Annotated in this window: 17 protein-coding genes; 4 read left to right on the top strand and 13 right to left on the bottom strand. The window is 32.5% G+C overall.

Translation table 11 applies throughout. The features are described from left to right. Window positions 1-34: 34 nt before the first annotated feature. Complete coding sequence (locus tag LV469_01625) at window positions 35-1189, top strand: hypothetical protein (protein ID UHR03008.1); 1155 nt, start codon at window positions 35-37, stop codon at window positions 1187-1189. A gap of 33 nt (window positions 1190-1222) precedes the next feature. Here the strand turns inward: LV469_01625 and LV469_01620 are convergent, their stop codons facing one another. The 7 genes from LV469_01620 to LV469_01590 form a co-directional block, all read right to left on the bottom strand. Continuing rightward, window positions 1223-1771 (bottom strand): hypothetical protein, encoded by a 549-nt coding sequence (locus tag LV469_01620; protein ID UHR03572.1) that lies wholly within the window; start codon window positions 1769-1771, stop codon window positions 1223-1225. A 109-nt stretch (window positions 1772-1880) separates the two neighbouring features. Then, complete coding sequence (locus LV469_01615; GenBank protein ID UHR03007.1) at window positions 1881-2306, bottom strand: hypothetical protein; 426 nt, start codon at window positions 2304-2306, stop codon at window positions 1881-1883. Continuing rightward, window positions 2299-3210 (bottom strand): TIGR01212 family radical SAM protein, encoded by a 912-nt coding sequence (locus LV469_01610; GenBank protein ID UHR03571.1) that lies wholly within the window; start codon window positions 3208-3210, stop codon window positions 2299-2301. Before LV469_01610 ends, LV469_01615 begins: the two co-directional genes overlap by 8 nt. Before the next feature lie 7 nt (window positions 3211-3217). Then, window positions 3218-3553, bottom strand: coding sequence for a DUF1292 domain-containing protein (locus LV469_01605; protein UHR03006.1), 336 nt, complete (start codon window positions 3551-3553; stop codon window positions 3218-3220). Beyond that, window positions 3550-4998, bottom strand: a complete 1449-nt coding sequence (gene pepD / locus LV469_01600) for a beta-Ala-His dipeptidase (GenBank protein ID UHR03005.1) — start codon at window positions 4996-4998, stop codon at window positions 3550-3552. The genes LV469_01605 and pepD overlap by 4 nt, the downstream gene beginning before the upstream one ends. 43 nt (window positions 4999-5041) lie before the next feature. After that, window positions 5042-5515, bottom strand: coding sequence for a peptide-methionine (S)-S-oxide reductase MsrA (gene msrA, locus LV469_01595; protein UHR03004.1), 474 nt, complete (start codon window positions 5513-5515; stop codon window positions 5042-5044). 3 nt (window positions 5516-5518) lie between these two features. Beyond that, on the bottom strand, window positions 5519-6874 hold the full coding sequence (locus LV469_01590; protein ID UHR03003.1) for a (p)ppGpp synthetase: 1356 nt from the start codon (window positions 6872-6874) through the stop codon (window positions 5519-5521). A 138-nt stretch (window positions 6875-7012) separates the two neighbouring features. Between LV469_01590 and glmS the strand changes: the two genes are divergently transcribed. Then, window positions 7013-8833 (top strand): glutamine--fructose-6-phosphate transaminase (isomerizing), encoded by a 1821-nt coding sequence (gene glmS, locus LV469_01585; protein UHR03002.1) that lies wholly within the window; start codon window positions 7013-7015, stop codon window positions 8831-8833. A 127-nt stretch (window positions 8834-8960) separates the two neighbouring features. Next, complete coding sequence (locus tag LV469_01580) at window positions 8961-10214, top strand: hemolysin family protein (GenBank protein ID UHR03001.1); 1254 nt, start codon at window positions 8961-8963, stop codon at window positions 10212-10214. Window positions 10215-10328: 114 nt separating this feature from the next. Here LV469_01580 and rpmF read toward each other — a convergent pair whose 3' ends face one another. From rpmF to LV469_01565, 3 genes are read right to left on the bottom strand one after another with little or no spacing between them, the layout of a single operon-like run. Beyond that, window positions 10329-10508 (bottom strand): 50S ribosomal protein L32, encoded by a 180-nt coding sequence (rpmF, locus tag LV469_01575; GenBank protein ID UHR03000.1) that lies wholly within the window; start codon window positions 10506-10508, stop codon window positions 10329-10331. A gap of 2 nt (window positions 10509-10510) precedes the next feature. Next, the gene (locus LV469_01570) at window positions 10511-11035 is read right to left on the bottom strand and encodes a DUF177 domain-containing protein (protein UHR02999.1); all 525 of its coding nucleotides are present in this window, start codon (window positions 11033-11035) and stop codon (window positions 10511-10513) included. 59 nt (window positions 11036-11094) lie between these two features. Beyond that, window positions 11095-12294: an acetate kinase gene (locus tag LV469_01565; protein ID UHR02998.1), complete on the bottom strand. Its 1200-nt coding sequence runs from the start codon at window positions 12292-12294 to the stop codon at window positions 11095-11097. Window positions 12295-12456: 162 nt separating this feature from the next. Here LV469_01565 and LV469_01560 point away from each other — a divergent pair, with 162 nt between their 5' ends. Next, the gene (locus LV469_01560) at window positions 12457-13620 is read left to right on the top strand and encodes a nucleotidyltransferase family protein (protein UHR02997.1); all 1164 of its coding nucleotides are present in this window, start codon (window positions 12457-12459) and stop codon (window positions 13618-13620) included. Between the two features lie 73 nt (window positions 13621-13693). Here LV469_01560 and LV469_01555 read toward each other — a convergent pair whose 3' ends face one another. Genes LV469_01555 through rsmD form a run of 3 tightly spaced genes read right to left on the bottom strand, consistent with a single transcriptional unit; the run spans window position 13694 to window position 15152 of the window. Beyond that, on the bottom strand, window positions 13694-14134 hold the full coding sequence (locus tag LV469_01555) for an ATPase (GenBank protein ID UHR02996.1): 441 nt from the start codon (window positions 14132-14134) through the stop codon (window positions 13694-13696). A gap of 2 nt (window positions 14135-14136) precedes the next feature. Beyond that, window positions 14137-14616 carry a pantetheine-phosphate adenylyltransferase gene (gene coaD / locus LV469_01550; protein UHR02995.1) on the bottom strand — a complete coding sequence of 160 codons (480 nt, stop codon included), beginning with the start codon at window positions 14614-14616 and terminating at the stop codon, window positions 14137-14139. Next, the gene (gene rsmD / locus LV469_01545; GenBank protein ID UHR02994.1) at window positions 14613-15152 is read right to left on the bottom strand and encodes a 16S rRNA (guanine(966)-N(2))-methyltransferase RsmD; all 540 of its coding nucleotides are present in this window, start codon (window positions 15150-15152) and stop codon (window positions 14613-14615) included. Before rsmD ends, coaD begins: the two co-directional genes overlap by 4 nt. Window positions 15153-15158 lie beyond the last annotated feature (6 nt).

Below are 15158 nucleotides of genomic sequence, written 5' to 3'. Positions count from 1 at the left end.
GCGGACTAAAAATGGTAGAATAGTTAATAGAGAGGTGAGAATTATTAATTTTAAGTTTTTAGAAAATCCTTATATGAAATCTGTAAGGGCTAAATTTATTCCATTTGAAGATGATACGGGAAAAATTAAATATACTGCAGATAAGAATATAGCTGTTTTTGAAAATGACTCTTTCCCCATGGATAGACTTACATATGACGGTAAGGACTTATCATTTTACTTTGATGGAAAAGAAATTGTCTATGAAAAGCCTACAGACATTCTGGAGGCAAAATTCGAAATCGACTGGGAATACAGATTGACTAATATGCAAAATGCCCTTTGCTTATCTATTTTAAAAAAAGTTCTAATGAGAAATTATGGAGCTGAAATTATCTCATCTACTATTCTTGAGAATTCATCTCTTACTATATCTGCCAAGGATATAAGCTACACAAGAATCAAAGAAATTGAAAAATACATAAATTATCTGATTCAAGCTAACCTAATTATAAATAGAGTTGATAGCAGTTTCGACAAAATCAATTATATTGCAGAAATAAAAGGATTGGGTAAATTTCAATCATTTGGTCCACTTTTATCTAGAAGTGGCGAATTGGGAATCTTTAAAATAAACAAAATAACGAAAAATAATGACGGAAATATTGAGTTGTCTTTCTTGGTTGGGAAAAAAGCCTTTGATGATTATCAAGAAAAATTTGATTTAGTTGAAAATTTGAAATCCCTTTATAAACTTAACGACAGCAGAGACATTCTAACTGCTTCCAGAAGTTTAAAAATGAAATTTGATTCTCTTGTAAAAGAAAATAAAAAGATGGAGAAAGAATTGAACCTTGAAACTGTAAATGAACTCAAGTCCAAGGCCTTAACTTACAAAGATTACAGTATAATATATAAGATTATAAACTCTCCAAACTTCAAGGAATTGAAATTCACTTCCCAAAAAATAATTGACATGGACAATTATATTCAAATTTATGGTATGCCCAACGGTCCAACTTCTTCATTTATGTTAGCAAGATCTAAAAATCTTATAAGCCTAAATTTGAAGTCTATAGTTGATGATTTATCCAAACAATTTGACATCACATGCTCTGGAAATATGGTGCAAGTGCAAGGCAATTGTAAAACAATTGAACTTGTAAAAATTTTGGATGTCTTTATTAAAAAAATAAAAGAAATTCTATGAAAAAACTCTTACAGAAATTTTCTGTAAGAGTTTTTAGTATCTCTCATTTATATATTCATCTATCAGAGACGACTTAAGTCCATCAATAAAAACATTCTCATCTTTTAATATATTAAGAAGCCATACGGACTTTGAATGTAAAATAGCCTCTTTTTTGTTTAAAAGAACTATCTCATAAAGTCTATTTTTTAAGCCTTTTGCTTGGGTTTTTATAAAATAAGCTTCACAATCACAAAAATTTTGCAGTTTTAACAAGCTAAGTGAAGCTTGATCCTTCTCTGCATAATACTTATTGCTGAGATTCAAATAATCATTGTAGGCCCTTTTGTTGTCCCTGTCATACCTCAATTCTTTTGCTAGCATGCGATAATACTTGGCTAAACCATTGTAGTATTGATAATTATACATGCCCTTTTCAAAGCTATCCACTTTCAAAAAGGGTCTTGCATTTGGGTTATTGAAATAATTGAAATTCATCTCAATAAATTCCCTCTTGCTAATATCCTTATTACTGTACTTCATTATTAGATAAGATCTATGTTCAAAAAAATTTTCAAACAAACCTCTTCTAATGGGTAAAATCAAATTAACCCTCTCTATCTAAGATAGGATACAAGCTGCATAACCACAGGTATAGCCATAAGCACGACCAAAGCTATTGCAACTACCCTAACAAACAATCTATTGTCCTTCATTGTGCTTTAACTTCCAAGCAATTATTTTTGAAATATTCAGGCATATCGTCCAACATAAAGTCTACATTTATGTATACTTCTCTGCCTTCAATTTCTGGAACCTTGCTAAGCTTGCTACACAAAAATTCCACTTCTTCAATATTTAATCTGATAACTTTATAGATTCCGTCAACATAAATTTTTTTGAGGTCATAATCCATAGCCATCAAGCCACATAAGAATCCATAAAGACTTTCAATGTTAGCAAGTCTATAATCTGTTGCATTTATAAGTCTTACATTATAGTCCAATGAAAAAATATGATCATCATCAACTTCAACAAAGGCAATATTTCCATTTCCTTCGCCAATTTCTTTATTGGCCTCATCTATAAGCCACTTTGTTTTGCCTGCTCCCTTTGCTCCTAAGATAAATTTAACCATTTTTACCACCCTTTCTTAACTGACCTTGGCTAAGTCCTTTTAAATACATCTCATTTATAATGTCATCTCTTATCTTCCACCAGCTTGTATTATAGTTCGCAATAATCGTATCCTCTTGCGGAGCTCTTCCAACCAGTCTTTGAACGACTATATTCTGGTCTAGATTTAAAAGAAAATTTATTACTCTTTCCTTATAAGTCTTAACATCCAGCAATTGAACCTCACCCTTATCGTAAAGACTAGCAAGCCTTGTGCCTTTCACAACGTAAAGCGAATGAAGTTTAACCTCATCAATAGACAGTGCACTAAGAACCCTGGCTCCTTCCACGACATCATCCATATCATCCCATGGCAGATCCAAAATCATGTGAACACATAGTCTCAAATTTCTCTTTTTTGCTCTGATGGATGAGTCTATAAAATCAGATAGACCATGTCCCCTATTCAAAAGCTTTAAACTTTTATAATTTACAGTTTGTAACCCAACTTCAAGTGTTACAAAATAATCCTTTGACAAGTCTTGAAAATAATCAAGAAAATCATCGCCCAAACAATCTGGCCTCGTGGAGAATGAAAAACCTACAACGCCTTCAATCTTAGCCTCTTCTACATATGATTTGAATTTATATAAATCTTCGTAAGTAGAAGTATAATTTTGAAAATATGCTATGAATTTTTTGGCCTTGTACTTTTTTTCTATCGTGATTTTTGAAAGTTCCAACTGCCGCCTTATGTCGCCATCTTTATTTTCAAAAGAGCCGCCACTTTCTCCGCAAAATATGCAGCCGCCATAAGCCTTACTTCCATCTCTATTTGGGCAGGTGCCATTTAAGTTTACCGGCAACTTATATACCTTTTCTCCGAATTTGTCTTTCAAAAATTCAGAATAAACTCTGTATGGCACCATAGAATTATTCTTCCTCTTCTCCTTCTTCATCATAGAGTCTCAAAAACTCAGCAACTACCTCATTAAAATAATCTTCGTCTTCGATTTCTAAAATTTCTATTTCTTCGTCTTGACCTTGAATATATTCACATACAATGGCTTCTTGGTCTTCTTCGTCTGATGGCAACAAAGCTAAATAATTTTTGTTCTTGTATGGAAAATCTCCTATTACAACATATTCCATCTCAGTTCCATCATCACTTGTAAATGTAATTACATCCAAATTTTCATCTTCATGTGCGTGTCCGTGTTCATGATCATGTCCACAACCACATCCGCAATGTTTCTTTTCTTCTTTCATTTGTTCCTCCTTGAAAATTCTTTTAAAATATTTATTAAAAATCTATATGTCCTATTTGTAGATGAGATACTTACCTTTTCTCCTGGTGCGTGAAGATGTTCTATATCTGGTCCAATGGAGATTATATCCAAATCTTTAAAGGATTTACTTATAAGAGCTGACTCTAGACCCGCATGAACGATAGTAACTTCCAACTCGCTACCATATAAATCTTCATATACCTTTTTAGCTATACAAGCAATCTCCGAGTCATATTTAAATTCCCACGCAGGGTAGGAAAACTCTTCTTGATATTGAGCTCCTAAAAGCTTGGCCATAATTTGGTGTTTTAAAGTCAAATTTTCAATCATAGTTGACTTTGAGCTCCTAATGGAGCTATGGATAATGATTTCTTTTTCATCCGATTCTACAATTGCCAAATTGCATGAGCTTTCAACAAGAGCGCCTTTCATCTTAGATAGACCCAAAACACCATTTGGAGCCAAATATAAATAATCTATTATTCTTTCAGCCAAATCATCTTTCAATGCCTTATCGCTAAAATCTGCTCCTTCGAAATTTATCCTCACGTCAGGATCCTCAATGCCCAATTCTTTTACAAAGTCGTGATTTATATTTACAATCAAATTTTGAGCCTGAATTTTTAAATCTTTAGGTATCGCTATTTTTGCAACAGCCCCTCTAGGTATTGCATTAGTCTTGCTGCCACCATATATATCTATGACCTTTATGTCAAATTTATCATTAAATTTATATAGGGCTCTTGCTAAAATAACTAGTGCATTTCCGAGATTTAAGTGAATATCTTCTCCAGAGTGTCCACCTTGTAAGCCTGATATAATCAAATGATAGCAAATATATGAGTCATCAAGATTTTGAAATTCTTTTTTGAATTTAACATTTAGTCTTTTGGAACCAGCACATCCTCCAAAGGCCCTTGACTCTTCGGCAGAATCCAAATTTATCAATGTTTTCGATTTAAACTTTGAGCTTTCAAGTTTAGAGGCTCCTGTCATCCCATCTTCTTCATTTACAGTAAATATAGCCTCTATGGGCGTTTCATTTTCTTTATCTATAAGTGCGGCTAGTATCATAGCCATTCCAATTCCATCATCAGCTCCAAGAGTTGTATATTTGGAAATTATATAGTCGCCTTCTATTTCATATGGAATTTCATCTTTTTCAAAATCAATCTCAAAGCCTTCTTTTTTCTCGCACACCATGTCCATGTGAGCTTGAAGTATTACAGATTTTTGATTTGATTCGTGTCTAGACCAAATAAATACATTGCCTGTTTCATCTTCTAATGATTTTAGTCCATTTTTATTTGCAAATTCTAACAAGAATTTTCGTATCTTATTTTCTTTGTGAGAAGGTCTTGGAATTTTAGTAATTTCTTTGAAAATCTCCAAAACCTTAGTAGTATGTTCAGAAATACAATCCAACTTATCACATCCTCAATGTTATTATACTAATGAAATCACCAATTTACAATTTTATATGACAATAGCCAGAAGGATTTTTTCTAAGGTATCTTTGGTGATAATCCTCCGCCTCGTAAAAATTTTTAATTTTTAAAACTTCTGTCACTATTTTTTCTTCGTATGAACTCGATATTTGACCTATATAAGATTTTATAAAAGCCCCATCCTTATCATCAGTATAATAGATTCCACTTCTGTATTGGGTTCCTATATCAGCTCCCTGTCTATTAAGACTTGTAGGATCTATAACAGAAAAAAATTTTTCCAGCAAAAATTTTAAAGATATAAGTTCATCTTCGTATATAACTTTTACGCATTCGCTTGCATCTGTAAATCCAGCACATACATCTCTGTAACTAGGATTTTCTATAAGGGAATTAGCATAACCTGCCCTGGTGTCAATCACTCCACTTATCCTCAAAAAGAACTCCTCAATTCCCCAGAAACATCCTCCTGCAAAATATATTTCTCTTATCATGTCTTAAAATTTCCCCTTGCTGTAATTTTTTAAACTTCTCTCAATTCTTTCTATATTTTGATCAAAAGATTCTATACTCACAATCTTTTCCAGTACAGTTTTCAAATTTTCAAGCTCTCTTAGGGCATAAACCAACAAATAATTTATATCCTTATTTATCAAAAAGTTCTCTGCAATATAATTTAAAATATATTCAGCAATTATTTGCCTGTCCTCTTGCCTGATTCTACTTGAGTCAAAAATTTCATCAAAGGTCTTATCATACTTATATTTTATAAATCGGCAAAACTCCTCAAATTCCTTCTCATTGTGGTCTTTATTGCTCATTTTAAATATTATTCTAAAAAATATATACCAATTGAAATCTTCATTAATGACTTCCAAAATTCCATTTCCAATATTTCTTGTAAATGAGTCTTCGAAGTCTATTTCTCTTATGAACTTTATCTCGTGTCTTAAATTTACCTCTTCCTTTTCCAAGTGATTTATTCTTTCTAATATTTGTATAAAATTCTCTCCATACGATGCTGGTCCATCCGGACTTTTTTTCGAAAATAAATAAGTCACTATAAAGTCTGACATATTTTTGAAATCAGGTAAAAATCCCAACTCTTTTTTTACTTTTTTTGCATAAACATCATGAATTATTTTAGAAAGCAGGTTTGTGAAGTGTTCTTCATCGATTGAATTTCTTTCGCTTCCAGAATTTCCTATTTGCTCATATAAAATCATAAGTTGTCTATCAATCATAGATAAATTATCCTTTATGGAATACATTATAGACCTGAAGAAATTCTCAGTAATAAGATAATTATAGTTCTTATATAGTACAGAATGATCAATCTCTCCCCAGAATAAATTTACCATAGACTTTATTTGTAGCTCGAAATTAAACTTAGTCCTAGAGTATATGTAATATCCATCTATTTTATAAATTTCAAATCCATTTTGTTGAAGCATTGGTTGCTTTTCGGATAATCTCAAATAGATATTTTCATCTAGAGAAGTCCTATAATAACCCTGTTCGCCTTGTATATTAAAAAGCTTTAAAATCTCATAAAAAATCTTTTTCTCGTCTTCTATAAATCTGCACTCTATGCGAAGTCCTATTAAATCTGATAGAGATAGAGTCGCTTTTTGAGGATCCTTATAAATCCTATAAAAATTATTTCTAAGTAATTTTTCTCGAATTGATTCTTCAGATTTTACCCTTGTATATATATTTAAAAATCCAGGGCATGACTTCATGCTATATTCAAAAAAATCCCCAAGTCTTTGGCTGACAGTTTCCAAAATCTCGCGATAATTTTTTCTAACTTTTAACGCTTCATCTATAAAAGAAAAAAGTTTTAACTCCATCGCTACCTCCTCTATACTATTATAACAGTATCTTTTATCTTTTAGTATAATTAAGAATTTTACTTGTATAAGCTCTTATGATATCATTTAGTAATAAATGCAGAAAAAAACAAATTTATTGATAAATCGGAGGTTAATATGTGTGGAATAGTCGGATTTTGTGGCAAACTTTCTGCTAAGGAAGTTGTCCTTAATGGCTTAGAAAAATTGGAATATCGCGGCTACGATTCAGCTGGTATTTCCCTATTTGAAAATGGAAAAATAAAAACAATAAAAAGAGTCGGTATGTTAAGCGTCCTAGAAGATGCCTTAAAAGGCAGCAATCTAGATTCAAATGTTGGAATAGGACATACAAGATGGGCAACTCATGGTGAGCCATCTGAAAAGAATGCCCATCCACAGAACTCAAACGATGGAACAATATCCATTGTCCATAATGGTATTATAGAAAATTTTATGGAATTAAAAGAAAAATTGACTAAAAAAGGATATGTCTTTTATTCTGACACCGATACTGAAATTGTTGCCAATCTAATCCATTACTATTATAAAAATGATTTAAAAGAAGCTTTTAAGAAGGCGACAGATGAAATTTCTGGTCAATATGCCATAGCTATGATTTCAAGTCATGATCCTTCAAAAATGTATGCAATCCGTCACGATGCTCCCCTTGTATTTGGTGTTTGTAAGGATGGCAATATGGTTTCAAGTGATGTTGCATCAATTATAAAATATACAAAAGAAGTCATTTACCTTGACAATGACGAATTAGTAGAAATGTCCTGTGATTCTTTTACAATTTTTGATAAAGAAGGAAGAAGACTAGCTAAGAAAATCAGCCTTATAACCTGGGATGAAACATCTGCTACAAAAGCTGGATTTGACCATTTTATGCTAAAAGAAATTTTTGAACAACCCAAGCTTATTAATCAACTTGTATCATCTAGGATAAAAAATGAGCTTCCCAAACTTTCATTTATGTATTCTAAAGAAGAACTACAAAGCTTTGAAAATATTTATTTGGTGGGATGTGGAACTGCATATCATGCAGGGGAAGTCGGAAAATATGTAATTGAAAAATGGTTAAAAGTACCAGCAGTATCCGAAATAGCATCAGAATTTCGCTTCAAGACAGATTTTATAAACGAAAAATCCCTTGTAATATTTATATCTCAATCTGGAGAAACAGCTGATACAATCGCAGCTCTTAAAGAAGCTAGAAGTAAAGGAGCAACTACTCTAGCAATCACAAATGTAGTCGGATCAAGTATAACTAGAGAAGCGCAAAATGTTCTCTACTGCGAAGCTGGTCCTGAAATTTCAGTGGCTTCAACAAAAGCTTACACCACTCAACTTATTGTACTCTATTTCTTCGCTCTCCAAGCAGCTATGGAACTTGAAAGTTTATCACTTGAAGAAGTAAAAAATATAACAAAAGAAATGAAAATGATAAGTGGTAAAATCGAAGTTATCTTGGAAAATCTTGACATATATAAACGCATAGCCGAAAAAATTAAAGATGACGCAGCCCTGTTTTATATAGGAAGATCTCTGGACTACCTAACTGCAAAAGAAGGTGCTCTCAAGCTAAAAGAGCTTACTTATATCTTTACCGAGGCCTTCCCCGCAGGTGAATTAAAGCACGGTCCCTTGGCTCTTATAGAAAAAAATACGCCTGTAATTGCCCTCTTGTGTCAAGACAATATGCAAGAAAAAACTATCTCAAATATAAAAGAAGTTAAGGCTAGAGGTGCTTATACAGTAGCTATTGCTCCTTTTGGCAGCAAGAATGTAAAAGAAGTGTGTGATGATGTCATCTTCATACCTGCAAGTATAGATATGCTAAGCCCTGTCACTGCAGCCATTCCAGAGCAACTACTGGCTTATTACACATCGGTTGCAAAGGGCCTTGATGTTGACAAACCCAGAAACCTCGCTAAATCTGTTACAGTTGAATAAAAACTAAGACCTGGGATAACTCAGGTCTTTATTTATATTTTTGTCGATTATTGCTCTTTAATCCACAATTCTTACGCGAAAAATGGATAATGGGTATATAATATAGATATTTGAACGGAGGTTTTACTTGAAAAAACTTGAATACTTTTTTATACTATTAGCTTTAATTTGCATATATTTATCCTATTTATTCACCTTGGTTGAAAGTGCATATTTTTCGCTAACATCAAGCAAGATTGAAAATATTAAAGAACACTCTCACGAAAATTTGAAATATTTTGAAATAAATATAAAAAATTTAGATGACATATTTTCCCTTTGCCTTTTTGGTGACTTCTTTTTTAATATGTTGTGTGCTGTATCAATTTCAATTTTACTTTTTGACAAGCTCCATTTTTTAGGTTTGTTTTTGGGTACTATTTTCTCGGCCATACTCATTGTAGTATTTGGACAAGTTCTTCCAAAAAGTAATGGTGCTAAAAAGTCTGAGAAAATTTCTTTAAAATATGCCAAAACTTTTTACTTCTTAAAATTTATATTTTTTCCATTCACATTTTTTACTACGGTACTTGGCAATCTATGCTTAAAAATTACTGGAAAAGATAAAAATTATAGAGAACCTTTAATAACTGAAGATGAGCTAAAAGATGCTGTAAATATAGGTTTCAAAGAAGGCATCTTAGATCGTGAGGAGCTTGGTTTTATCGAAAATGTAATTGGATTTTCAGATGCTGATGCAAAAGATATAATGACACCGAGAACAGATATAGTAGCCCTTGAAATAAATGATTCTTATGAAGATATAATCAAAACAATTCAAGATGAAGGTTTCTCCCGCATCCCCGTCTATGAAGAAGATCTTGATAATATTATCGGTATATTTCATGTCAAAGATATTTTTAAATTCAGAGGAGCCAAGTCACTTTGTGATTTTAAAAAATTTCTAAGACCTGCCTACTATACCTTTGAATACAAAGACGTGTCCCAACTTTTTAAAGAGATGCGTTCTTCTAAAATAAGCCTAGCCATAGTCACAAATGAATATGGTGGAACTGAAGGGCTTATCACTATGGAGGACCTTATCGAAAAAATTGTAGGTTCAATTTCAGATGAATACGACCAAGAAGATGACGAAGAAATTGTGAAGATATCAAATGATGAGTATTTGATTGATGGAGCTGTGAATATAAGTGAGGTCAACTCTTTATTTAATAAAAATTTTGAAAGTAATGAGTACGACTCAATTGCAGGTTATCTAATCGAAAAAATCGACCGCTTCCCAAAAGTATCTGAAAAGTTTATGATAGACGATGTCTTATTTGTCGTAAAAGAAACATCAAAAAATAGAATAGACAAACTCCTTTTAAAGAAAATAAAATAATTATATTTAGAACAAAGGCTCCATAATACTTGCTGATGATTTATTCAATCAGTATATATTATGGAGCCTTTTAAAAATAAAAAAATAGACTGTCGACACACAGCCTATTTGAAATCATTCTACACTTATAACTTCTTTTCCAGCGTAAAAGCCACATGATGGGCAAACACGGTGTGGAAGCTTTGGTTCATGACAATTTGGGCATTCAGTTACAGTAGCTTTGTTTAGTCTGTAAGATGATGCTCTTCTCTTATTTCTTCTTTGTTTAGATGTTTTTCTCTTAGGTACTGCCATTTTTACACCTCCTCTTTAAATAGACCCTTTAATTTTGCAAATCTCGGATCAATAAAATCTTCTTTTTCGCAGTCGCAAGGTCCATCGTTTAAATCTTTGCCGCATTGTGGACATAGGCCCTTACACGTTTCTTTACAAAGTACTTTCATCGGCATGGATGTGATTATACCCGAAAATATAAAATCATCAATAGAAAAACCATTTTCATCAAGTATTATATATTCCATGGTGGGATCATCTTCCATGTCGTCTTCATCTTTTTCATCTATAAGTACGGCCTTCAAATTAGCATGAATACTTTTAACCATATCTTTTAGACATCTTGAACACTGTGTATTATAAGCGTAATCAAGGTCTAAATCAAGTAAAAATTCTCCATTTAGATCATAAATTTTACCCTTGTATCTTACTGGAAAGATTAAATCAAGATTATCAATAAGATATTGTGTCTTATTTTCTTCTATAATCCCTTCCAAGTCAAAAATTTTACTTCCCGACTTAAAATAAGGCCTAAAGTCAATATTCATAATCTCACCTCAATTAAAAACCGTACAATATTATATTATCTTTTTATAGACTTGTCAAATTAAGCTTCTTCTACCAATCTCAAAGTATCTCTTGCTATCATAAGTTCTTCGTTTGTTGGGATTACCATAACTCTTATTGCTGAATCTCTTGTTGAGATAGTAGTTTCTTTTCCTCTTGTGTTATTTCTCCACATATCTAGCATAACTCCCCTGTTTTGGAAGCCTCTCATAATAGAAAGTCTGTTATTTGGAGAATTTTCTCCTATTCCAGCTGTGAAGATAATTCCATCGCATGAGTCAATCTCAGTCAAATAAGCTCCGATTGCTTTTTTAACTTGATTTTCAAAAGAATCAAGTGCCAAAGACGCTCTTTCATTTCCTTCAGCTGCGGCATCTTCAAGATCTCTAAAGTCTGAAGAAATGCCTGAGATTCCAAGCACACCTGACTTTTTATTCATCATGGTATTCATCTCTTCTATTGACATGTTTTCTTTTTCCATCAAGTAAGTAACTATTGCAGGGTCCAAATCTCCACAACGAGTTCCCATAACAAGACCTTCAAGAGGTGTAAATCCCATTGTAGTGTCTATACTCTTTCCATGTCTTATGCAAGTTACACTTGAGCCATTTCCTAAGTGGCAAGTTATGAAGTTACATTGTTCAAATGGCTTTCCTACAATTTCAGCTGCCCTTTTACCTACATATTCATGGCTTGTTCCGTGGAAGCCGTATCTTCTAATCTTGTATTTTTTGTAGTATTCATAAGGAATAGCATACACATAGTTTACAGGTGGAATTGTATGATGGAATGCAGTATCAAATGCAGCTACTTGTGGCACTCCTGGCATAAGTTCCTTGCAAGCATTAATTCCTATGATGTTTGGTGGATTATGAAGAGGTGCAAGCTCTACATTAGCCTCTATACTTTTCATTACCTCATCTGTTATGATTACAGATTCAGCAAAATCTTCCCCGCCGTGTACAACTCTGTGACCAACGGCATTTATTTCATCAATTGACTTTACAGCACCAATTTTAGGATCTGTGATTGATGAAATAACTAGATCAAGTGCTTGTTTATGATTTGAAAGGGGCTTTTCGATTATTTCTTTATCCTTTCCTTCAACTTCATGCTTAATCCTAGATCCATCAATCCCTATTCTCTCTACAAGACCCTTGCAAAGAACTCGTTCGTCTTGCATGTCAATAAGCTGATACTTAAGGGATGATGATCCACAGTTAATAACAAGTATGTTCATTTTCTCCTCCAATTTTAATTTTACAGTTTGCATTAAACTAAACTCAATAATAGAATATCACAAGAATTAGTTGAACTCAATAATTGACTTTTTAGATGCCCTATTTAAGTATAAATTGTAAAAAGCCATCGCTTTAATTATAATCTATTTACAGGAGGAAGTATGATTATAGGTATAATTGCTGAGTATAATCCTTTCCACATGGGTCATCTCTACCAAATAAATTTTATTAAAAATAAATATCCCGATTCTCTTGTGATAGTTGCAATGTCAGGCTCTTTTGTCCAAAGAGCAGAGCCTGCCATTTTCGATAAATGGACTAGAACAAGGGCAAGCCTCTTGTCTGGAGCAGATTTAGTCCTAGAGATTCCCTCAATTTTTTCTACACAAAATGCAGAAATTTTTTCAAAGTATGGAGTGAAAATTCTTGGCAATTTTATAGATATGCTTGTGTTTGGTGCAGAGGATGATATAAAAAAGCTTGAGCTTATAAATAAAAAAGTAGATGAAAATTTAGATCTTACTATTTTAAAAAATTATTTAAGAAAGGGAAATTCCTATATAAAATCTAGGGAAAAAGCCATGTCTTTTTTGACTGATGAAGAAAAAGAAATATTGAGAAGACCAAACAATATTCTTGCCATGTCCTATATGAAGGCTAAAAAAGATTTGAATTTTGATTTTTCTTTTGAAACTATAAGAAGGCATATGGTTGGACACAAGGAGGATTTCAATGATTCTTTCGCATCAGCTTCTTATATAAGAAGTTTGATAAAAAGCTCAGATACTTATGAGTCTTTTGTACCCAAGGCTTGTTTCGATTTATACAAGCATAAAAATATAAATACCTTGGAAAATTATTTCGACATCTTCAAATTTATTTTGCTAAAAAATTTTGATAAATTACAAAATTTAATAGACTATGAAATCGGCATAGAAAATTTATTTCTAAAAAATATAGACGCCGCGACATTTGATGAATTTATAAAAAGGTGTTCTTCTAAAAGATACTCAAAAACACGGATAAGAAGACTTTGTCTAGGGCTCTTACTTGGTCTTTACAAAAATTTGGTTTTTGATAGCTTAGATTATAAAAAACCATATCTTCGCTTGCTTGGTGCAAGAAAATCTGCATTTGATTTTATAAAGTCAGTAAAGAAAAATTTTATTCTTATAGAAAAATTTTCTAAGATACAGAGCTTAAATGATCCCATTATAAAAAATATAGCTCTCAAGGAAGCGCATATGACAGATTTATACAATCTTTTTACTACAAAAAAATTGGGAGAAGATTTTACAACCTCCCCCCTTATAATTTCAAATTAAAAAATTTTATTTCTCATTTCAAATTTCATTTTTAAATAAGATTAGCAATAAGAACAATAAAAAAGAGCTTTGGTTAACCCCTTAGCTCTTGTCTATTTTCATTTAACATTTTTATAATGTTTGAAAGATTTACTTGCGTGTTTTCAAGAAGTGAGTCTGCGTAATCTCTGGCTCCTTCTCTTACCTGTGTTGCTTCTTCCTTTGCATTTTTTAATATCTCAGCCGCTCTTTCGTTTGCTTGCAAAACAAGCTCATCTTGATTCAAGAGATCTTCAGCCTTTTGCTTTGCTTCATTTATCATGTTTTCAGCTTCAGCCTTTGCAGATGATATTATATTTTCTTTTTCAGTTGTGATTGACCTTGCTTGTCTAACTTCATCTGGCAATTCCCTATTCAAATCATTTAAAATTTCTATAACTTCTTCCTTGTCCACCATAACTTTTCCTGTCAAAGGAAGGCTGCTGGCTCCTTTAATAAGTTCTTCTAATTCATTTACTAAATCTAATACGTCCATTTTTACCTCCTATTATACTTATCTTTCATTGCATCTCTGACAATTTTAGGCACAAAAGGCTCTAAGTCCCCATTAAAAGCCGCAACTTCTTTGGCTAGGCTAGAGCTTATGAATAAGTGCATTTCACTTGCAGGCAAGAAGACTGTTTCTATGCCCTTTTCAAGATGCATGTTTGCAATCGCTGTATTATATTCAGAAAAAAAGTCTGATGCGGTTCTAAGTCCCCTCACCACAACTTTAATATTTCTTTTTTTCGCATAGTCGACTAATAATCCCGTAAAGCTATCGACCTCAATATTTTTTTGGTCTTTTAAAACCTCTTTTATCATATCCACTCTTTGCTCTGCTGTGAAAAGAGATTTTTTGTTTACATTGTTTAAGACTGCTACAATGACCTCTCCAAATACGTCTCTTGCTCTTAAAATTATGTCAAGATGACCATTTGTTATGGGATCAAAGCTGCCAGCATATATAACTTTCATATTTTCTCCAATATCTCGATCGTTTTTTCCCCATAAGTTCTGGATTTATATAATTTATAGCATTGATGAGAAATTTCTTCTGGATTATGATTGTGCTCTATCACTACTTTCGAAGAAGCATGAAGAAATCTTTCAAGTTTTTCTAAAATTTTCTCATATTTAGCTACCGAATATTCATATGGTGGATCCAGATAAACATAGTCAAAAGGCTCCCCAGCATGAGTTCCCAGAAAAACTTCCCAACTATTATTTTTAACTAGTGACCTATCATCAAGTTTGGCTTTGGCTATATTATCCTTTATACATTTTATAGCTTCTGAAGATGAATCGACAAAAATAAATTTATCCAGTCCTCTGGAAAGAAATTCCAAACCAATCTGACCAGACCCAGCAAAAAGTTCTAGACCTAAGCGCCCTTCAATAGGCCCTAGGAGGTTGAAGACATTCTCCTTTATCCTGTCTTCAGTTGGTCGAGTTTTCATAGACTTAGGAGCTATCAGCTTCATCCCCCGCCTTTGTCCTGAAATAATTCTCATCTTCCA

The sequence above is a fragment of the Peptoniphilus sp. GNH genome (assembly GCA_021307325.1).
Taxonomy (GTDB): domain Bacteria; phylum Bacillota; class Clostridia; order Tissierellales; family Peptoniphilaceae; genus KA00134.
Note: the sequence above shows the minus strand (reverse complement) of the source record. Positions and strands in the feature narration are given on the sequence as shown.